Here is a 20,598-nt window from a genome sequence, read left to right as displayed (position 1 = left end):
TTTCGCGTTGCGCAGGCGCCGGAACACGATCGAGAACCTGCTGAAGTCATCCACCACACTGCCCAACGGATGCGTGCCCCAGTCGGGCAACATCAGCTCCGTCAGATCCGTCTGCCACAGTTCGTTCACCCGTGTCGTCTTGCGGTGATACTCTTTGGCCGCCGGAATGATCTGCGGCAGCTCCCGCGCTAACCCGTTGCGCTTAAGAATACGATAGACCGTGTGTGCCATTCTGTCAGGCCACCCGAAGTACCCGCGGACTCAAGAAGACACTCAACTGAGCAGGCAGAAAAAGAGAACGGCGAGTCATATGACTCGCCGCGTTCAGTTACAGTCGATTTGAGACTAGTCGCGGCTGTTGCGCAGCAGGATGAGTCGCATCATTTGGAGTAAGGCCATAGTCGCGGCGGCTACATAGGTCCACGCGGCGGCATTCAGCACTCGCCGGGCTCCGGCCACTTCATCGGGGGCAAGGAAACTTCCGTTGCCGAGAATCGCCACGGCACGGCTGGACGCATCAAACTCAACCGGTAATGTCACCAAATGAAACAGCACGGCACCGGCAAAAAAGATTATTCCAAGATCCATCAGCCAACTGATGTTGGGAATGAACATTCCGATGAAGAAGAGCGGCATCGCGGCCATACTGCCGATATTTGCAACCGGAACCAGAGACGCGCGCCATGTCATCGGCGCATACCCGGTTTTATGTTGAATGGCATGTCCCACCTCGTGCGCGGCCACGGCAAGTGCTGAGAGACTTGTTGAACCAAAGATGCCTTCGGACAGCCGTACCTTACGGTCACCGGGATGATAGTGGTCGGTCAATTCTCCGGCAATGGGTTCAACGGCCACATCGTAGAGACCGTTTTGGTCAAGAATTCGGCGCGCCACCTGTTCACCAGTCATTCCGAGACGCGAGCGGACTTCACTGAATTGGCGATAAGTACCCTTCACCTTGAACTGTGCCCACAACGCCAACGCGAAGGCAGGCAGAATGAGAATCATCGTCCAATCAAAAATCGGTAACATAGGTTCTTTTTAGCTCCATAATGGGTTTAATCAAATCTTTCCGGGAGTTGCGGTCGGCCGCGCAAATATTCTGCGACAGGCATGGCCTTGCCTCCGGAAGGTTTCACATACTTTAACGAGAGGGGATGGTCGGCCGTTCCAATGCTCATAGAGTCATGGAATAGCTTGAGTTGCGCCGCGGGAATCGGGCTTGCCTCAGAGTCGATCTGAGCGGACAGAATCTTCAGGCTGAATTGACCGGCCTTGGCAATTGCTCCGGGGAACGGAGCAAATGCACGAATTCTGTTCAGGAGATCGGTTGCCGGCAGATTAAAGTTCAGCAAGTAATCTTCCGGCTTAAGCTTCCGCGCGGTGGTGACTTGCGACTCGTCCTGCATGACGGGCTGGAGACTGATTCCGGACTCAAGAGCATCCAGGACTTCAACAAGCATGCCGGCACCCATGCGTGCAAGACGATCATGCAGGTCACCGAAACTCTCATGGCTTTGAACGGGAGTCCTCCGCTGGTCGAGGATACCGCCGCCGTCAATCTCTTCTGTCAGCCGGATTATAGAGACACCAGTTTCGGTTTCACCTCGAAGCAGAGTCCATTGAATCGGAGCCGGACCGCGCCCTTTCGGAAGCAGGCTGGGGTGGACATTGAGCGCGCCCCAACGCGGCAAAGTGAACATCTCATGCGGCAGGATTCGAAAGGCAACGACGATGAGCGCATCGAGGTTCAGGCCGGTCAGTTCAAGCAGAAAGTCCGGGTCTCTAAGTTTTTGAGGAGTGAGGACCGGTAGATCCTTCTCCAATGCGAACTTCTTGACGGGCATGGGCGCGAGCTTGCGTCCGCGTCCCTGCGGCCGGTCAGGGCTTGAAATGACGGCAACGACTTCATGGGCACTTTGCAGCAACGCTTCAAGAGTAGGCAACGCAAAAGCCGGATTGCCGCAAAAGGCAACACGCACTGTCAGGACTCCTGCGATTCGCGTTCGAGGCGTTTAAGCTTGCTGCTCAACAAGGCACGGCGAACCGGAGAGAGGTGGTCAATGAAGAGAATCCCGTTCAGGTGATCGATTTCGTGCTGCAGGACACGGGCGAGCATCCCCGACGCGTGCAACGTTTTGTGTTCACCTTCGAGAGTGTCGTATTCGACGGTAATGGACTCCGGCCGCGTGACGGTTTCACGAATATCCGGAATAGACAAGCATCCTTCTTCGTAATCGAGTGTGCCCGAGGATTCCTTGACAACGGGATTGACCGCGGCCATAAAGAACATGTCTTCGCGTTCTTCATCAGGAATGCCGACGACAATCAGGCGGACAGACCTGTCCACCTGCGGCGCGGCAAGTCCGACGCCTTCGTATTCCTCCATGGTGGCAAACATCTCGCGCGCAAACCGGCGCAGGTTATCGTCAAAGACGGTAACATCGGCCGCGCGCTTGCGCAGCGTCGGATGACCGTAGATGATAACTTTGTGGGTTTCTGTCGTCTCGTCGAAGGGCTTGTTCATCGTTGTAGTTTCGTACCGGCGAAGGCGTTTAATCAGGCGCTGATGACGCGCGCGATGGAACTGCGTTCGACCTTGATTTTGACTTCGTTTGCTATCTTCAGCCACATTGTATTCTCTTTCTCATCGATGCCGGCAATCGTGCCGTAAACTCCGCCCATGGTGACGACTTCGTCGCCCTGCTTCAACGCAGCGAGCATGGCGGCGTGTGCTTTCTGCCTTTTTTGCTGGGGCCGAATCATCAGGAAGTACATGACGACGATGATGAGCACAAACGGCAGTAATGCGCCGAGCATACTTGGAGCCTGCTGGCCTTCGGCTTGAAGAAGGGGATAGAAAACAGGTGACGTGAATAGGTTGGGCATTTTGCCTCCGGTTTAGGAATCTTTTTGTTCAACAGTCGGCAGGACGGATTCGAGCCACGACTTAAAGTCACCGGCTTCGATGTGTGTCCGGATCTGCCGCATCAGGTCTTGATAGAAATGGACATTGTGCAAAGAAATCAGTCGTAATCCGAGCAATTCGTCACAGACGAAGAGATGGCGGAGATACGCGCGATCATAGGTTTGACAGGTGTAGCAGCCGCAGGAGTCATCAAGTGGAAAAAATGACTCTTTGTGTCGGGCGGCTTTGATGATGACGCGGCCGTTCCAGGTGAATGCGCAACCGTTGCGGCCGTTGCGCGTAGGAAGAACGCAATCAAAGAAGTCAATTCCCCATGAGACGCAACGCAGCAAGTCTTCCGGAAAGCCAACTCCCATCAGATAGCGCGGTTTGTCCTTTGGCAGCAAATCAGCTGTAAGCGGCACGAGTTCGTTAAAGATGCTTTTGGGCTCGCCAACGGCCATTCCACCAATGGCGTAACCGGGGAAGTTCAAGTCGATTAGCGCGGCAGCAGACTCGCGGCGCAAATCGGGATAAGTGGAGCCTTGTACGATACCCCAGAGGTTTTGGCGATGGCCGTAGAGCAACGGTTGTTCGAGTTCGGCTACTTGTGCCATTCTCGCCCACTTTACAGTCAGTCGATTCCATTCATCAGCCTGTCCATGCGAGCATGGATAGGGCGGACAAAGGTCAAGCACCATCATGATATCGCTGCCGATGTGGCGCTGTATGTTGACGACGGATTCGGGCGTGAATTCGTGATAACTGCCGTCCAAGTGCGATTGAAAACGGACGCCGTCTTGGTGTACTTTGCGAATCTCTGCGAGTGAAAAAACCTGAAAACCACCGGAGTCGGTGAGAATCGGTCTGTCCCACTTCATGAAACGATGCAAGCCGCCGGCTTGTTTCAGAATGTCCAGACCGGGTCGGAGGTACAGGTGATAGCTGTTGGACAGCATCGCCTGCACATTGGATTCATGAAGCTCGCGCGGTGTCAATGTCTTGACGACACCCAGTGTTCCGACGGGAAAGAAGTGCGGAGTGTGAATGTCGCCGTGTTCGGTAGAAAGAACAGTTCTGCGCGCGCTCGTGCCGGAGGAATCTTCGTGTAGCACGCGGAACGGGTGCGCGGTTATCTCTGTTTCCGTATTGGATCCTCCCACGGCTTCACAACTCGTGCATAGGCCGCCGCGGCGTCCGTCGTCGGCAATTCGCAGATGAAGTTGCGGCAAATGTAATAGGTCTCTTTGCCATCTATCATTGATTTGCCGTCGAGAAGGGCAAGCAATGGATGCTTAGGAGGAAGACTGTGAATGAAGTCCTCAGTTACGTAGAGAATCTGCCGGTTGATCCGCGATGCGAACCCAACGTTTTTATGCGAAGGCTGAACTATGATAATCTGCTCCGGCGGAAACATCAGCCATTCGGCAGTTAACAAGGCTTGTGAAAAGGCAGTCGGCATGCGCTCCAGATAAGGCATTAGAGCGTTAATCTGCTTTTCTGCGCGTTCTCGAAACTTCTCTTCGCCGGTCAGGTAGTAGAGCTTGATAAAGAGATTTCCCGCGAGGGAGTTACCGGAAGGCATCGCGCTGTCATACAAGTCTACTGAGCGCACTCCGGCGACGGAGTCTTCACTCATATAATAGAGGCCATCACCTCTGGCGAAGCGGCGTTCTATTTCATCTGCGAGTTTATACGCATTGTCGAACCACCTGACGTCACTTGTCATATGGAAGAGTTCGAGACACCCATTTCCAAGGGACGCGTAGTCAAGAAGCAATTGTACCCGCAGTTCCTTATTACCAAGGAACGAATGCACTAACTCACCGTCGGACTCAAATGCCGAGACGAATCGTTCGGCAGCGGGAATAACAGACTTTTCTCCGGGCAAAGCTGAGATTAAAAAGCCATTCCAATCGCAAAGTATTTTGTCATCTTGCAATGGTTGGACACGGGAATCCCGCGCCTCCCGCAGCGCCGTCAAGCTTCTGTTTGACGACCCCTGTTTGAACAAGACTTCTCCGTCGTAGGCAAGAAGATTAGGAATGGAAAGCCCGTGTTCAAAATTGCCCTGTTCAGTAATATCGTATTCAGTGCAGAACGCTGATGCGTCATCTCCAAGCACGTTTTGAACCTGCTCTGGATTCCACAAGTAAAACCACCCCTCTTCGCCTTCGGAATCCGCGTCAAGAGACGAAGCAAAACCGCCTTCCTGTACGGCTAATTCACGAAACATCCAACGTGCTGTTGACTCAATGGCTCCAACTGGAATGCGCAATCCTGAATTTAGAGCGTCAAGCATGACACCTGACAAAAGCGCGTTGTCATAGAGCATTTTTTCGAAGTGCGGGACGAGCCACTTCTCGTCAGTCGAGTAACGATGGAATCCACCGCCAATCTGGTCAAAGATTCCGCCGCGTACCATTTTGTCCAGTGTGAATTCGACCATGTGCTTGACCGAGTCGTCACCAGTGCGGGAATAGTATCGCAGGAGCATGGCGAGTTCCATGGCGTGCGGAAACTTCGGCGCTCTTGAGAAGCCACCGTTAATCGGATCGAAATTGCGTTTGGACTCCGCGACCGCGCTGTCGAGCAGAGCGGGGGAGAGCTTGCTTTGAGCAGGGGCTAAGACCAGCTCCTCGTGTATCGCATTGTGCAACTGCGTTGCGGATGAAAGAACAGAATCGCGCTGAGTCTCCCACGCTTTAGAAAGCCCTTTCAGAACATCCATGAAACCAGGGCGGCCATAACGGGCTTCGGGTGCGAAGTAGGTTCCGGCGTAGAACGGTTTGCGGTCGGGAGTCAGAAAAACAGACATCGGCCACCCGCCCGAGCCTGTCATCTTCTGCACGGCCTGCATGTAGTGATGGTCCACGTCGGGACGCTCTTCGCGATCAACTTTTATGGAGACGAAGTGCTCGTTCAAGAACTCGGCAATCTGCTCATTCTCGAATGACTCATGCTCCATGACGTGACACCAGTGACAGGCCGCATAACCAACCGATAAGAACACAGGCTTGTTTTCAATTCGGGCCTTTTCAAATGCAGCGTCGCCCCACGGCAACCAATCGACGGGATTGTGCGCGTGCTGCAGTAGATAAGGGCTGGCTTCGTGAATGAGCGCGTTGGTGTGCACGTGTGGCTTAGCGGAGCAGGATGTAAGCAGTAATAGCGAAACGAATGCGATTCTCATTCTAATAATTCCCTATGAGATACCGCTCAACTCCCTGCATATCGTGATAGATATCAAACCTTGTAAGTATCGATGTGAACAGGCGTCGAATACGCCCGGCTTGATCGTGTCCAAACTCGAGCGCGAGAATTCCTCTTGACTTAAGCAGGCCGGGCAGCAGTTGTGCGATACGCACATAACACTCATCGCCCTCACTACCGGAAACCAGAGCGTGCTTGCGTTCAAAGTCTTTTACTTCGGTTTGCAAAGATTTCCACTCTGCTTCGCGAATATAGGGCGGGTTTGAAACGACGACATCAAAAGGCGCACCGCATTTAGCCGGGAAATTGTCATCGAACAGATCCGCCGTAATTGAAGCTATGTGTTCCGCGACTTCGTTGCGGCGAGCATTGAGTGAAGTGGATTCCACGGCATCGGGGTCAATGTCGGCGGCAACGACCTGACAATCCACACAGGATTTCGCAAGTGCGACACTGATGCAGCCCGTGCCAGCACCGATGTCGAGGATTCTGGCGCCCGACGGAACATGTTTGGATAGTTCGACCACGAGCTCTTCGGTTTCGGGTCGCGGAATCAGCAGTCCGGGCCGGGGGACGATTTCCACGCCGGCGAAGTCAAGTTTGCCGAGAAGATACTGCAGGGGTTCGCGGTTCGCCCGACGGCGAATCAACTCGCGCAGAGCGATGAGTTCGAAGTCATTGACCGGTCGGTCGTGCTGGACGTAGAGTTCAATACGCGGTACTCCAAGTGCATGCGCGAAAATCGCTTCCGCATTTCGGCGCGGAGATTCGATACCTTTACGTAGGAAGAACTTCTCAGTTGAAGCGAGCAGATCAATCAAGCGATTGCTATCGCTCACGCAACGCTCTCCGCCGCTCGATTAAGTTTCTCGGTTCTGTCGGCCATTCGCAGGGCTTCTATCAGCTCGCTGATGTCGCCCTCCATGACGCGATCGAGCTTGTACAGAGTAAGATTGATGCGATGGTCGGTGACACGATTTTGCGGATAGTTATAGGTGCGGATTTTCTCCGAGCGGTCCCCGCTGCCGATTTGGCTCTTGCGCTCAGCGGATAGCTTGGCGGCCTCTTCGTCACGTTTCATTGCCAGCAGTCTTGAGGTAAGCACCTTCATCGCCTTTGCTCGATTTTTGATTTGCGAGCGCTCATCCTGAATTGCCACGACCAGTCCAGACGGCAAGTGCGTAATGCGAACGGCAGAGTCTGTCGTATTAACGTGCTGACCACCGGCGCCGGAGGAGCGATAGACGTCAATCTTCAAATCCGTCGGTTTGATTTCGATGTCGGTTTCTTCGGCTTCGGGGAGTACCGCAACGGATGCGGCGGACGTGTGAATACGTCCTTGAGCTTCAGTAACAGGCACACGTTGGACGCGATGCACGCCACTTTCCCACTTGAGCATTCCGTACACTTCCTGACCGCGAATTTCCACGACAACTTCCTTGATACCGCCCGCCTCTGCTTCGTTCAAGGATGCGACTTCGAACTTCCAACGCATAGTCTCGCAGTATCGGGAATACATTCTGAACAGGTCAGCGGCAAACAATGCAGCCTCTTCACCACCCGTGCCGGCTCGGATTTCGAGAATGGCGTTGCGCTCATCCGCCGGGTCGCGCGGCAGGAGAAGCGTGCGAAGGTCTTCTTCAAGCTGCTGAAGCTGAGTTACGAGACTTTCCAACTCAAGAGACGCCATTTCGCGCATGGCACTATCGGATGAGCCAGCCAGTTCCCGCGCGCCATTGATTTCCTCGGTGACCTTCAGATACTCCTTCGCCTTCTCGACAAGGGCAGACAGTTCTTTGGCCTCTTTGAGCAACGGAGTAGCAAGGCTTGGGGTGCTTGCGATCTCGGGGTTCGAGAGCCTGGCCTGAATGTCATCGTGGCGTTTTAGAATATGTTCAATTTTGTCAAGCACTTAATTTGTTGGAGTAGGTTGCCAAGGGGAGTAGTTAATCCAACTAATTTACACAACTTCAAGTCTGAACACAAGCTTGGCAAATTGAGGTAGACGCAGTGCCCGGCGGTCTGCTTTTGGGAAATCATGCCTCTCGAAAAGGGCGAAGAAATTGGCGGGAACCGAGGAGGGGTCAGTAAGAGTATATGGTTACATGACATAACATGCTCAAGAATTATATGAGGTATTTCGCAATCTCTTGACAACATGTTATAGTTTCGCTAATTTTAGGACGTCTGCTACGGGTGGGCCGTATAAATTTAGGAAGAGGATGAGCATGAAGAAAATCATCACCGTAATTCTGGTTGTAAGTGTATTTAGTTTGGCGAGTTACGCTGCATTGACGCCAGTTGTGCCGCCGCAGCCCGGTAAGGGAATCTCGGCATTGACGCCTGTTGTACCTCCGCAACCTGGCAAGGGAATCTCGGCCTTGACACCGGTCGTGCCTCCCCAGCCTGGTAAGAAGCTTAGTGCTTTGACGCCGGTGGTGCCTCCTCAGCCGGGGAAGAAGCTGAGTGCTTTGACGCCAGTTGTGCCGCCGCAACCCGGCAAAAAGCTGAGCGCCTTGACTCCAGTAGTCCCTCCGCAGCCTGGTAAGTAATTAGAATTCGCGGGTTTTACCCGCAGCGACCATTGGCTTGAGGATTGCAATTCCTCGACCCAATGGTCGCTTTTTTTGTTTACAGCATTATCACCCTTGGTTTGCTGAGCGCGGCGCTCCTGCATCCGGCAACTCCAGAATGGGTTTGGGAATTCAGCTTTTTGGTGAACATTGCCATTCTAGGCCTGATGTCCCTACTAAGCTTTCTGGCTTTCCGACGAGAACAGCACTACCGCCACGTCTTTTTCGCACTCTGGCTTGTGTTCGCGTTCAATGCGCTGGGGGCACCGTTCATGACCATGTTTCATATCGCAGGTGACTTTGATAATTACCTGCGATACTATGTGTGGTACCCGATCATTGGAATCCACACGCTATTTGCGTGGGCGGTGACGACCATCACGGCAGGGTATATCGCTCCGCCAAGGAAGCGACTCTTGCATGTTGCAATTGCAGGTTTGGCTCTTTTCATCGTAGTGGGATGGTTGTATTCCCCCTACATATGGGATCCGCTGAAGGCGGTGGCGACAGCGGCGGACGGCTCACAGTCCGTAAGTTACGATGAAATCAATCGTTCCTCGGCGATTTTGAATGTTTACAGTCTGCTGGTACTTTTGGCATTCTATGTGCATAAGTACAAGACGGATAGACCTATTGGGGCATATGCCGACACGCTGCTGTTCCTGTTTGGAATTGCGCTGGCAATAGACACAGCGGAGATGTTATTGCCGTCGGCGGAGATGGAACTTCTGGTAGTCTCACAGTGGGCCATGATGTTCACGAACATTGCGATGACGGTTTGTCTGGCATTGCGATTGAAATTCAAGTCACAAACGATCGCTGATTACTATGAATCCCAATGCATATCTGATGACCCTTCTATTGATCGGCGGATTGGCCGGTTTGACCGCCTTATTCTACGGACTTTTTTTGATACGGAAAAGGTTGGGAAGAAGATATTCCTTGGGACCGGCTCGGCCCGAATGAAAGTACGGAGGACACCGACGCACGTTGCAAGACGGGCGAGTAGTTAAGGTGTAACGGAGAAAGGAGACCACGATGTTGGACAAGAACTGGATGGAGAGCAGATACACGATTGGATCGCTGGTCGCGCGCAGCGCGGCCATGCAGCGCGTCGTGAAGCTTGCCAGCCTTCAAATAGAAAGCCCTGCGCGACTATTGATCGTCGGCGAGACTGGCACGGGCAAGACTGTCCTTGCCCGCGCGATACATAATTCGTCATCTCGTGCAGGGAAGCCGTTTGTCGCAGTCGCCGCGCACAGATTGACTCCGAACTCGCTGGACAACGTCCTGCTGGGAACACCGGGCGAACCGGGTGTTTTCGCACGCGCAGAAGGCGGAACGATGGTCTTAACGGGAATCGAAGACCTCTCTCCGCTCGCACAAGAGCGGATTGGACAAGTGCTGGATTCGGGAGTCTATACGAACACCGCAGGACAGCGGGTCCCGGTTGAGACACGCATGATGTTCACCGCTCACAGCGGAGAACTTGCTGAGAGAATTTCACGCGGGATGTTCGCAGAGGATATGTACAGCAGGATTTCGCAAGCTGTTATCAGCATGCCGACATTGGCTGAACGAAATGCGGATATTCCATATCTGGTATCTGATGTGCTGCAGGCTTTCGCGGCACGTGAGCGGGTCACCCGGCCATCCGTTCCGTATCACTATATGGAATTGCTGACTCGGGTGGAGTGGCCTGAGAACGTCCGGCAGCTCAGAAACCATGTTGAAAGTGTGATGTCGCTTTCGAGTGGAAAGTTTGATCCTGAGATTCTGCTGGCGCACTTCGAAGAGATCGAGTCGCCGCAAACACTGCGCGGACTCGTGCACGACCTTCTGCAGAAGCTTGTAGCCGCGCCGAAGACTGCCTCGGCAATGGCCGGAGCAAGACAGTAGAGACATTCAACAATGGCAAAGAGAGAGCCGCCGAAGAATCTTCGGCGGCTCTTTTGACATTTGGACGAATGCTGACTACACCGACTGAGAGCGGTTGTTCCTTGTCACCATCAGACTTGCTGCAATCGAAACAGCGAGGATGACGCCGATAATTGCCAAAGACCATGTAATTGGAAACTTGCCTCCGAAAGCTTCGTTCAGCCAGACCATTTTCAGACCCACGAAAACCAGAATAAGTCCCAGACCGTATTTCAGGAGACGGAATCTTGTTACGAGTCCTCCGAGCAGGAAGTAAAGGGAGCGAAGGCCGAGAATGGCAAAGACGTTCGATGTGTATACAAGAAACGGCTCTTTGGTAATGGCGAAAATCGCGGGCACCGAGTCAACGGCGAAGATGATATCCGAGACTTCTATAAACACAAGGCAGACGAGCAGGGGAGTCGCGTGGAGTACACCGTTCAGGCGGACGAGGAATTTCTGTTCGTGCAGTTGAGGCGTAACAGGCAGGAATTTCTTCAGCAACTTGATCAGCGGGTTCTTGTCGGGATCAACACCCTTTTCAGGTGCCAGAAAGATCTTGACACCGGTCGCGATCAGGAAGATTCCGAAGATTATGACCAGCAGTTTGTACTGCATTAGCACTGATCCGAGAGCGATGAATATGATGCGAAAGAAAAGCGCACCGAGTATGCCATAAAAGAGGATTCGGTGCTGGAACTTCGGCGGGATTGCAAAGAATGAGAAGACGACCACGAAGATGAACACATTGTCCACCGCGAGTGACTTTTCAACCACGAATCCGGTCAAATATTCAAGCGTAACCTGCTTCGCGGATGCGGCCGCGTCGAAGCCGGGCAGAGCCAAGAGTCGCGCATCCTGCGGGAATTTCCACAGTGAGTACTCATAGAGTGCCCAGCCAAACGCCAGAGCAAGCACCACCCAAATCGTTCCCCACGTTGCCGCCTCCTTGAAACTGACTTCGTGAGCTTCGCGGTGAAACACGCCGAGGTCCAGGGCGAGCATGACAAGGACAAATGCGGTGAATCCGGCATAGAATTCCCAATACTCAGCAAACGGAAACAGTAAGACCTGTTCCAATCCTTCTCCTTATAGATTATTCAAGAATCAACTTGAGCACACGTTCGCGGGTAATCTGGTTCATGCACCACGCAGCGCCGCCCGTCCACGCGCAGACTTTTTCGCCGTGACCAGTCCGGGGCAAGCAGCAGGGAACACCAGCGGCGATTGCCCGGTGAGGCGGGGGGAATTGATAATTAATCTGAGTGCTGCCGTAGAGAACCAGAACTTTACGGCAACCGGCTGCAATTGCGAGAAACGATACGCCTGTATCATTACCGAGGGCCAGTTCGCAACGGTTCAGAAGCGCGGCACAATTTCTCAGGGACTGTTCAACGATGATGAATCCGGAGTTGCCGCCGGTCGGGAATTGAGACTTCAGAGAAGACTCATTTGGCCCGAGAAATACCAGGACACATCCGTGCGGGGATTGATTGAGCCACGCACTTCCGATTTCATGGAAGTTTGATGTCGTCCATTGCTTAGTTTTGCGTGCGCTACCGGGTATCAGGGCCAGAAAGCGGTTTCGTCCGGGGCAGTTCACGCGTAAGAATTCTTCAGCGTGGGCGCGTTCCTCCGAAGTAAGTCCGATTTTCAGAGGCGGGGTGTGACGGACCGGTAAGATGGCCCGCAACAGGTTCAGCCTGCGCTCAACGTGATCGGGCTCAACTGCCAGGTCGTTATGAACGCAGTGTGTGAAGGCCTTCGAACTGAGAAATCCGTCGTGTCCGACTCTAACCTGAGCGACAAGCATGGAGCAAAGGAGACGTGACCGGAAGGAAGGATGAGCATTCAGCACCAAATCGAATTTCATTGCATTCAACTCAGCGGCAAGTTTTCTTAACGGCGTGAAACCGCCTTCGGAACCGCGCTTATCAAACACGCGGATGGTAGTTAAATCGGGATGGTTTGCCACAAGTTCCCGCGCGCGGGGAGCTGTCAGGAAGTGAATTTCGGAATGCGGCCAAGCGGCGCGCGCGGCACCGATCAGCGCAGTGCTGAATAAGACGTCGCCAAGCCAGGCGGTGTCAATTATGAGGATGCGGGAGGGGTTGATTTCCATCTTTTGTGCATCCAGAACCATTGTTCAGGCGCAACACGAATTGCTTGTTCAAGCCGAGCTGTCAGCTTAGCCATGATCTCTTCCTGCGATTGAGCCTCAGAGATGTCAACCGTTTCAAGAACAAATTTATACCGTTCGCCGGGAAGCCGATAGGAAGACATGAAAATAAGGGGACATCCGGTTCTAAGGTGAAAGACAGCGGGGCCGCGGGGAGTAGAGCTTAGTTTACCAAAGAAGGGCACGAATACACCTTCCTCATGGGCGTCCTGGTCAATCAAGATCGCAACGATTCGATTCCGGTGGAGAGCAGAAAGAACTCCCTTGATGGCTTGTTTTCGCGGGATGATTTCGACTCCGGCGCGCCTGCGAACGTTGTCCAGCCACTCCTGGACGAGCTTGTTTCGTTGAGTCGTGACTACAAAAGAGACTGGGTAGCCGAGTCGGGCACATGCTGTACCGACCATCTCCCAGTTCCCCAGATGACCAGAGACGACAATTGCTCCCTTCCCGGACGCGACGGCGCGATCGAGGTGTTCGAGTCCACAGGGGAATAACCAATTTCCGCAATCAGACGCGGTTATCTTGTGGACCACGGAGAGGCTCGTCGCCACGGTCCCAAAATGTTCGAAACAACGCCGAATAATGGTAGATTTTCCTATCTGTGGAATCCCTGGAAAGGCAATCTCGAGGTTGCTGCGCATAACCGACCTGCGAATTCCAATAGCACTTGCAGCCCATCCCAGCGCCACCCCGCACCAGCCTCTGGCTCTTCTGGGGAGGAGCCCGAGGGCAAAGTACAGCGTTCTGACCACCCAGAACTGGAGATAGTGTGCAGGTTTGTGGCGCATGGAAACTCTATAGCCGTTGGCGGAGTCTAAGTAACAGAAATTCCCTTGCGTTGTCAACAGAGGGGAATCCACAGTCTTGCGTTTCTCTCATAGATTTGCTTAATTTCACAAGGATTGACCTATGCCAACGGGGACCACGGCATCTTCGGCACGAGTTGTGGCGGCTGATGCACTAACGGAACTGGAAAAGACGGAGGAGTATGCCGATGAGGTGCTTTCAAAGTACCTCGGTTCGTCGCACCTTCGTGGCAGTGACCGTGCGCTTGCAGCGGACTTGTATTGGGGGACAATACGCTGGCGGGGACGGCTGGACAGCATCCTGACACCAGTATTTCACGGGGACTACCGGCGGGCGGACCCTGTTGCAAGAATACTGCTTCGAATGGGCGCATATCAGCTTTACGGTCAGGACAGAATACCCGACCATGCTGCGGTCAGTCAGACCGTCGAGCTGGCGATCCAGCGACTCGGCAAGAAGGCCGGAGGACTTACGAACGCTATCCTGCGGCGGCTGGCACGTGAACGGGAACGCTGGAACACGCCTCCTGAGGGTGCGGATGAGCTTGCGCGGTTGGCTTTTCTGTATTCGATGCCTCGTTGGATCGTCCGCGAGTTGGTTGAGCGGTTCGGGCAGGAAGAGGCAGAGCTTGCGCTGGACGTAGCAAACCATCGGCCTCCGATAAGTGTATTCTTGATGGATGAAAGCGGCGCGGAGGCCTTTGAGCACAAACTTGACGAGCACGAAGTCAAGTGGGAGCCTTCGCCGTTTCTTGATGGATATTACAGACTGCATGCACCTTCATTCCCGGTAATTCAGCCTTGGCTTGATGAGGGGCGAATTACGGTGCAAGACGAGAGCGCGGGGCTGGCGGCGGCGCTGCTTGATCCAGCGCCGGGTGACAGTGTGCTCGATTTATGCGCAGCACCGGGCGGAAAGACGCTTGCCGCTTGGCGGAAGATGGGTGGAACCGGGGCGATTACCGCTGTGGACATCGACTCTGCCCGGTTGGTTCGTCTCAAGGAGAATTTGGACAGGGTGGGGGCGAAAAACGTCACAGTCGTGGAATCGGACGCCACAAAGTTTGAATCAGAGCAATATGACCGGGTGCTTGTTGACGTGCCATGCAGTGCAACGGGGCTGCTGAGAAAGCAGCCGGATTTGCGGTGGAGGAGGAAGAGCCATCATGTCGGATTGCAGCACGCGTTGCAGCACGAAATACTTGATCATGCAGCAGAGCTTGTTAAGCCGGGCGGAGTTCTGGTATATTCGACGTGCAGTATTCTTCCTTCGGAGAACATTGAAATCGTGCAGTCATTCTTGAAGAATCATCCGGAATACTTGCGGGAAGACGCACGAGGATTTCTGCCGGAATCGGTAGTCGGGGAACACGGAGATCTTGAAACTTTCACACACATACACGAGACGGACGGAGCATTCGCAGCGCGGCTGCGGCGAATGTCCCATTAGACATGACTGAACCTCGTGTGTCAGGCGGTCGTCTGCGCACGTTTGGCGCCGGCGCACTTCTCATTTTCTTGATCGTATTATTTGCGGGCATGGTGACGGATTTGGTCATCATGCCCCTTTATACTCGTCACGGAGCAGAGAAGCCAGTGCCTTCATTTATTGGCATGACAGTTTTGCAGGCCAAGACGCTTGCGGAGCAGGAGGGTTTTCGCCTCGTTGAGCAGCCGGCAAAGATCGGCGGTAAGGTCCCGCAGGGGACGGTGCTTGAGCAGAGACCGCTTGCCGGATCATTCTCGAAGCCGGGAAGAGTAATTCATGTAGTTCCGGCAAAGGAAGGCATGGCCACGGAGATTCCTGATCTGACAGGTTTAGATCAGCGGTCGGCGGAAATCGAATGCAGGAATCTTGGTTTGCTGGTGTCACCCTCAGGGACGAGTTATGATTTTTCCGCCATAGTTCCGCGAGGGGGGATTGTTCGTCAGCGCCCATCCCCGGGTTCACCGGTCATTTCGGGGCAGGCAGTGCAATTGACCATATCGCTCGGTCCGCGACCGAATGCAATAGTAGTGCCTTCGCTTGTAGACATGTCACTTCACGAAGCGAGACAAGCCATTTTGGAGGCGGGTTTGAAGTTGGGCGAGGTCACGCGCAAGCAAACGAATTTATTTACGGCGGGCACGGTAATCGCGCAAAGCCTTGCATCGGGGACTGAGGTCGAACAGGATACAGAATTAGATTTAGTTGTGGCTGTCCCGGAGAGCAGCTCTGGGCAGGCCGCAGAAGAAACTCCTCCGCCGGAGGCTGATTAAATGGTAAGACTCGCCGAGACACAAGTTCATATTGCACCATCACTGCTTGCGGCGAACTTCATGCAGTTGGAGCATGAGGTGAAGCGATGCACTGAGGCCGGTGCGACGGTTTTGCATTGTGACGTGATGGACGGTCAGTTTGTCCCGAATTTAACGTTCGGTCCACCGATCATTTCACAGCTTCGAGAGATAACGAGGCTTGAATTGGACGTTCATTTGATGATCGAAGCTCCGGAGCGCTCATTGGAGCAATATGCCCGCGCCGGCGCTGACGCGATAACAGTGCATGCGGAGGTCAGTCCCCACTTGCACAGGACTCTGACGCGGATAAAAGAGCTTGGCTGCAGGTCAGGAGTTGCGCTTAATCCATCCACTCCGATATCTCAAATTGAGAGTGTATTGCCGGTCTGCGATATCGTGTTAATCATGAGCGTGAATCCCGGATTTGGCGGACAGAAGTTTATTCCAGGGGCACTTGAAAAGTTGGCCACACTTCGAGTCTTGCAGCAATCCGGACGCGGTGACTTCATGCTGTCGGTGGACGGGGGAGTAGATGCGCAGACAGCACCGTCTGTGGTGGAGGCGGGGGCAGAACGGCTTGTGGCAGGGAACGCGCTTTTCGGTCCGGACTTGCACGCCAATATGAAGCGGCTTCGACAGGCAGCGGGATGCTGAGAATCTACTCACTTGAGGTTGGTCCATTCGCGATGAATACCATCGTGGCGTGGTGCGATGAGACTCGAGAGGCTATTTGGTTCGATCCGGGTGCGGAAGCAGAGGAAGTTTTGCGGTGGATTGAGAAGAACGATTTGCGGGTAACGCGAATTGTCAATACACATGGACACGTGGACCACATTGCCGACAATTCCATTGCCAAAGCTGCGCTCAAGGCGCCACTGTGTATTCATCCGTTGGACAGGCCGAAACTGACGGATCCGGCGCTGAACCTATCGATATGGACGGGTAATGCAGTAACCTCGCCCGACGCCGATGAGACTCTTGACGAGGGCGACAGACTAAGCTGCGGGAATGTGTCGTTCGCGCTCTTTCATGTACCCGGGCATTCGCCTGGTTCTCTCGTGTTTTTCGCAGACAAGACTTTAATTGCCGGTGACACGCTTCTTTGTGAGTCTATTGGAAGAACGGACTTTCCTGATTCTGACGAAGCGGCGCTACATGAGGCAATTCGCAGGAAAATATACAGTTTGCCAGATGACACTGTAGTATACCCGGGGCACGGAGAACCCACCACAGTTGGCCACGAAAAAAAGTACAATCCCTTCGTCCGTCCTTGATCCTCAGCAGGAGCATCTTATTGAGGAGTGGTTGCGCGCCCGTAAGTACGAACGGCAGATCTCCAAGAATACTATAATCGCGTATCGGCGGGACTTGAGTTTGCTGGCAGGCGAACTTGCGAGGATTGGCGAGAGACTTGAAGAGATCAATCACGACCAACTGGAAACAGCACTGCGTTCACTGGAAAGCGGATCGGCGCGATCGGAAAACCGCAGGTATTCTGCCATACGCAATTTCTACAAGTGGCTGTTGCGCGAACGACGGATTGAACGGAGCCCTGCGGAGGACTTGCGGGGAGTTTCTGCAGGAAGACGGCTGCCCAAGGTGGCCCCGTTGAGAATAATAGAAGAGCTGCTTTCCGCCTCTGAAGGCGAAGATGCAGTTGCTCTGCGAAATCGAGCAATGATTGAGTTAGCCTATTCCGCAGGCCTCAGAGTATCCGAGCTGTGTGACTTACGTGTTTCACAGTTGAATGCCCGTGAACGAGTGCTGCGTATTCGCGGGAAGGGGGGGAAGGAGCGATTGTGTCCGTTTGGCGAGGCCGCAGCTTGTGCGGTTGACAAGTATCTTGAGCACGGTCGCCCTGTATTATGCGCCGGTCGCGAAAATAACAGCACAACTGACTTGAGGTCAGTGGCAGGGGACTTCTTGTTCCTTTCCACGCGGGGCAGGCCGATGACCCGGTTCGGCTGCGGGATTATGCTCCGAACCTTGAGTAAAAAGGCCGGACTCGGCAATCACATAACTCCCCATACCCTTCGCCACAGTTTCGCGACGCATCTGCTTGAAGGCGGAGCGGATTTGCGAGTGGTACAGGAATTGTTAGGCCATTCTTCCATCTCCACGACAGAAGTATATACACACCTTGACCGGGAGTATCTCACTGAGACCATCCGGTCGTTTCATCCTCGCGGTTAAAAGCATCTTGAGCAAGAGAATTTCTTCGTGCAGTATTGCGATTGCGACGCTGCTCTTTCTAACTACGCACGTTTCGCGGGCAGCCGGTCTGGAATCACAATTGGATTCATTAATAAATCTTGAACCGGTCAAGGGTGCCTCATGGAGTATCTTGTTTGCTGACGTGGAGTCCGGCCACGACATCGCGGCAATTGACGCGGAACGTCTCTTGATACCTGCATCGGTCACCAAGCTCTGGAGCACCGCAGCTGCATTTCAAACACTTGGCCCCGACTACAGGTTTTCGACAAAAATAGTGTCGGGTTCAGGCATGGATGCTCAGGGCGGAGTGAGCGGAGCGGTCAAAGTAATCTGCACGGGCGACCCAATGTTTGACCGCAAGTATCGCAAAGACATTGGCAAACCTGCGCTCGACAAAATGGCCGATGAGCTCTATGCCAAAGGTCTTCGCAGCATTAACGGCGACCTTGAGATAGTCGTCAGCCGGTTTAAACGATCCTGCGGCAATGGGGTATGGGAGATGGGGGATTTGCGTGAGGGATTTGCCCCAAGTGTTGACGGCACGGGCTACAACAGCAATGTTTGTCACATTGCCATTGGTCCCGGAATGGCAGAGGGACTTGGCGCGGACGTCATCATTGATCCTCCGTTTGCGCCCGTGAAAGTTCTGAACAACGTTGTGACGAACTCCGGTGCAGATGAGAGCTGGATAGAGTTCAATGTGACGCCGTGCAGGGATGAACTGGAGATAAGCGGAGTCATGGCGCGCGGCGACGATCCGCAATACATTTGGTTTCCGATTCAGGAGCCGGCATACTATTTCGGGCTTGCTTTGAAAGACGCGCTGGCACGAAAGGGAATCACAGTGAGCGGGAAAGTGATTGTGTCCCGAAACTCGAACGGGAACGGGACAGTTCTGCTGGAGTTTTTCTCTCCGCCCGTGACCGACATAGCCGCTATCACAAACAAGGACAGTGACAACTATCTTGCCGAGTATTTGCTGTCCGCTTCGGGCTACAAGGAGTTCGGGGAGGGTTCGCCTTCGTCTGGACTTCGGGTGGTGCAGAAGATTGCGCGCCAGTTTGGAGTCCACAGGGATCAAGTTTCGCTGCAAGACGGTTCAGGACTATCGAGACAGAACATTGTATCGGCGCGCGCGAATGTTCAACTGCTTATTAAGATAGCAAAATCAGAGTTCGCAAATGACTTTGAGGCATCGCTGTCACAATCGGGTGTGGACGGGACCGTGGGAGGACGGTTGTCCACAGACGGATTGCTTGGAAGAGTGAGGGCAAAGACGGGGACAATGACGAATGTTTCGGCATTGGCAGGTTACATTGGCTTGGACAGCGGAAGAAAGCTGGCCTTTGCGATTTTGTGCAACAATTTCAGATGCTCAAGGAATTTTGTGAGAAACATCCAGGATAACATGGTGCGCGCGGTTTATCGCGCGGCGAATTGAGTTTACAATGAGCAATAAGAAGATCGTAGAGTGTGTTCCAAACATTTCGGAAGGCCGGGACAGGGAGAAGATAGAGCGAATCGCAGGTGCGGTTCGAAGAGTGCCGGGAGTGAAACTGCTTGATGTAGATCCGAACGGGGACTATAACCGCTGTGTGATTACGTATGCCGGAGAGCCCGACGCTTGTGTCGAAGCCACTTTCCGGTTGACGGCTGCGGCGGCTGAGGAGATTGACATGACGGTGCACAAGGGCGAGCATCCGCGCAGCGGCGCTGTTGATGTGGCACCTTTTGTACCCGTGCGCAACATCACGATGTCCGAGTGTGCGGAACTTTCGAGGCAATACGGCCGCAGAGTCGGCGAGGAACTTGGTGTGCCTGTTTATCTGTATGAGGCCGCGGCATCAACTCCGGAGAGACGGAATCTTGCCAAAGTCAGAAAGGGCGAATACGAGGCGCTGCCTGAGAAAATGCAGAGTCCGGAATGGACACCTGATTTCGGGCCGCACAAATTTGTGCCGAAATTCGGTTGCGTAATCACAGGGGCGAGATTCTTTCTGGTCGCGTACAATGTCAACGTGCAGACTGCGGACGTTGCCGCGGTTCATGATGTTGCCTTGCATATTCGTCAGATGGGATGGCCACTGAAGCATGACAACGGTGAGGACGTATTGAGCGCGACAGGCAAGACCGTGTATCATCCGGGGCCGCTGCAAAACTGCAAAGCGATGGGTGTCTACCTCGATGAGGCACGCTTCTGTCAAGTATCCATAAATCTGACAAACTACTTGATAACCGCACCGCATATTGCCTTTGAGCAGTCAAGATTCGAAGCGGAGAAGCGCGGTTTGAATGTGTTCGGCTCGGAAGTTGTCGGGTTGATTCCGCTTGAGGCGCTTCTGTTGGCATCCGACTATTACGTATGGAGGGAAAAGCTTGCACGTCCAAAGCAGACGTCTGAAGCGATTGCGCTGGTTGAGGAGAAACTTGGTCTTTCTTCCTTTAATGTATTTGATCCAGTAAAGAAGATTATCGAATACGCGATTTCAGAATAGGAACTTAGTC

General features: G+C 53.6%; 22 protein-coding genes. 10 read left to right on the top strand and 12 right to left on the bottom strand.

What is annotated here, in order from left to right; translation table 11 throughout:
* From HUU59_07245 to prfA, 9 genes are all read right to left on the bottom strand, one after another.
* The coding region (locus HUU59_07245) for an IS3 family transposase (protein ID NUO19220.1) at positions 1 to 231 on the bottom strand (231 nt) is incomplete at its 3' end.
* A 114-nt stretch (positions 232 to 345) separates the two neighbouring features.
* Complete coding sequence (locus tag HUU59_07240; protein NUO19219.1) at positions 346 to 1,032, bottom strand: zinc metallopeptidase; 687 nt, start codon at positions 1,030 to 1,032, stop codon at positions 346 to 348.
* Positions 1,033 to 1,058: 26 nt separating this feature from the next.
* The gene (locus tag HUU59_07235) at positions 1,059 to 1,982 is read right to left on the bottom strand and encodes a methionyl-tRNA formyltransferase (protein NUO19218.1); all 924 of its coding nucleotides are present in this window, start codon (positions 1,980 to 1,982) and stop codon (positions 1,059 to 1,061) included.
* Between the two features lie 2 nt (positions 1,983 to 1,984).
* On the bottom strand, positions 1,985 to 2,527 hold the full coding sequence (gene def, locus HUU59_07230; GenBank protein NUO19217.1) for a peptide deformylase: 543 nt from the start codon (positions 2,525 to 2,527) through the stop codon (positions 1,985 to 1,987).
* A 32-nt stretch (positions 2,528 to 2,559) separates the two neighbouring features.
* Entirely contained in the window at positions 2,560 to 2,889 is a 330-nt protein-coding gene (gene yajC / locus HUU59_07225; protein ID NUO19216.1) for a preprotein translocase subunit YajC, read from the bottom strand.
* A gap of 12 nt (positions 2,890 to 2,901) precedes the next feature.
* The gene (gene tgt / locus HUU59_07220) at positions 2,902 to 4,044 is read right to left on the bottom strand and encodes a tRNA guanosine(34) transglycosylase Tgt (protein NUO19215.1); all 1,143 of its coding nucleotides are present in this window, start codon (positions 4,042 to 4,044) and stop codon (positions 2,902 to 2,904) included.
* Positions 4,041 to 6,101, bottom strand: a complete 2,061-nt coding sequence (locus HUU59_07215; protein NUO19214.1) for a thioredoxin domain-containing protein — start codon at positions 6,099 to 6,101, stop codon at positions 4,041 to 4,043. Before HUU59_07215 ends, tgt begins: the two co-directional genes overlap by 4 nt.
* Before the next feature lies 1 nt (position 6,102).
* A complete protein-coding gene (prmC, locus tag HUU59_07210) occupies positions 6,103 to 6,960 on the bottom strand; it encodes a peptide chain release factor N(5)-glutamine methyltransferase (protein NUO19213.1) in 858 nt (285 codons plus the stop codon).
* Positions 6,957 to 8,033, bottom strand: coding sequence for a peptide chain release factor 1 (prfA, locus tag HUU59_07205; protein NUO19212.1), 1,077 nt, complete (start codon positions 8,031 to 8,033; stop codon positions 6,957 to 6,959). Before prfA ends, prmC begins: the two co-directional genes overlap by 4 nt.
* A 316-nt stretch (positions 8,034 to 8,349) precedes the next feature.
* Here prfA and HUU59_07200 point away from each other — a divergent pair, with 316 nt between their 5' ends.
* The 3 genes from HUU59_07200 (at position 8,350) to HUU59_07190 (ending at position 10,593) form a co-directional block, all read left to right on the top strand.
* Complete coding sequence (locus HUU59_07200; protein ID NUO19211.1) at positions 8,350 to 8,673, top strand: hypothetical protein; 324 nt, start codon at positions 8,350 to 8,352, stop codon at positions 8,671 to 8,673.
* Between the two features lie 62 nt (positions 8,674 to 8,735).
* Positions 8,736 to 9,707, top strand: coding sequence for a hypothetical protein (locus HUU59_07195; protein ID NUO19210.1), 972 nt, complete (start codon positions 8,736 to 8,738; stop codon positions 9,705 to 9,707).
* 25 nt (positions 9,708 to 9,732) lie between these two features.
* Complete coding sequence (locus HUU59_07190; protein ID NUO19209.1) at positions 9,733 to 10,593, top strand: sigma-54-dependent Fis family transcriptional regulator; 861 nt, start codon at positions 9,733 to 9,735, stop codon at positions 10,591 to 10,593.
* A 75-nt stretch (positions 10,594 to 10,668) separates the two neighbouring features.
* On the opposite strand, the gene HUU59_07185 is transcribed toward HUU59_07190, so the two are convergent.
* The 3 genes from HUU59_07185 to HUU59_07175 are packed head-to-tail and all read right to left on the bottom strand — an operon-like array spanning position 10,669 to position 13,581.
* On the bottom strand, positions 10,669 to 11,691 hold the full coding sequence (locus HUU59_07185; protein ID NUO19208.1) for a TerC/Alx family metal homeostasis membrane protein: 1,023 nt from the start codon (positions 11,689 to 11,691) through the stop codon (positions 10,669 to 10,671).
* Between the two features lie 16 nt (positions 11,692 to 11,707).
* Positions 11,708 to 12,733, bottom strand: a complete 1,026-nt coding sequence (locus HUU59_07180; protein NUO19207.1) for a glycosyltransferase family 9 protein — start codon at positions 12,731 to 12,733, stop codon at positions 11,708 to 11,710.
* Positions 12,703 to 13,581, bottom strand: a complete 879-nt coding sequence (locus tag HUU59_07175; protein NUO19206.1) for a lysophospholipid acyltransferase family protein — start codon at positions 13,579 to 13,581, stop codon at positions 12,703 to 12,705. The genes HUU59_07180 and HUU59_07175 overlap by 31 nt, the downstream gene beginning before the upstream one ends.
* Before the next feature lie 121 nt (positions 13,582 to 13,702).
* Between HUU59_07175 and rsmB the strand changes: the two genes are divergently transcribed.
* The 7 genes from rsmB to ftcD are packed head-to-tail and all read left to right on the top strand — an operon-like array spanning position 13,703 to position 20,588.
* On the top strand, positions 13,703 to 15,049 hold the full coding sequence (rsmB, locus tag HUU59_07170) for a 16S rRNA (cytosine(967)-C(5))-methyltransferase RsmB (GenBank protein NUO19205.1): 1,347 nt from the start codon (positions 13,703 to 13,705) through the stop codon (positions 15,047 to 15,049).
* A 2-nt stretch (positions 15,050 to 15,051) separates the two neighbouring features.
* Positions 15,052 to 15,858 (top strand): PASTA domain-containing protein, encoded by an 807-nt coding sequence (locus HUU59_07165; protein NUO19204.1) that lies wholly within the window; start codon positions 15,052 to 15,054, stop codon positions 15,856 to 15,858.
* On the top strand, positions 15,859 to 16,533 hold the full coding sequence (rpe, locus tag HUU59_07160) for a ribulose-phosphate 3-epimerase (protein NUO19203.1): 675 nt from the start codon (positions 15,859 to 15,861) through the stop codon (positions 16,531 to 16,533). It begins immediately after the preceding gene.
* Positions 16,527 to 17,153 carry an MBL fold metallo-hydrolase gene (locus tag HUU59_07155; GenBank protein ID NUO19202.1) on the top strand — a complete coding sequence of 209 codons (627 nt, stop codon included), beginning with the start codon at positions 16,527 to 16,529 and terminating at the stop codon, positions 17,151 to 17,153. The genes rpe and HUU59_07155 overlap by 7 nt, the downstream gene beginning before the upstream one ends.
* Positions 17,113 to 18,072 carry a tyrosine recombinase gene (locus HUU59_07150; protein ID NUO19201.1) on the top strand — a complete coding sequence of 320 codons (960 nt, stop codon included), beginning with the start codon at positions 17,113 to 17,115 and terminating at the stop codon, positions 18,070 to 18,072. The genes HUU59_07155 and HUU59_07150 overlap by 41 nt, the downstream gene beginning before the upstream one ends.
* 7 nt (positions 18,073 to 18,079) lie before the next feature.
* Positions 18,080 to 19,534: a D-alanyl-D-alanine carboxypeptidase/D-alanyl-D-alanine-endopeptidase gene (gene dacB / locus HUU59_07145; GenBank protein ID NUO19200.1), complete on the top strand. Its 1,455-nt coding sequence runs from the start codon at positions 18,080 to 18,082 to the stop codon at positions 19,532 to 19,534.
* Positions 19,535 to 19,541: 7 nt separating this feature from the next.
* On the top strand, positions 19,542 to 20,588 hold the full coding sequence (ftcD, locus tag HUU59_07140) for a glutamate formimidoyltransferase (GenBank protein NUO19199.1): 1,047 nt from the start codon (positions 19,542 to 19,544) through the stop codon (positions 20,586 to 20,588).
* The last annotated feature ends 10 nt before the right edge of the window (positions 20,589 to 20,598 follow it).

This window comes from bacterium (genome assembly GCA_013360195.1).
In the GTDB taxonomy this organism is placed as follows: Bacteria; Electryoneota; RPQS01; order RPQS01; family RPQS01; genus JABWCQ01.
The sequence above is the reverse complement of the archived record's forward strand: the minus strand, read 5'-3'. Positions and strand labels throughout refer to the sequence as shown.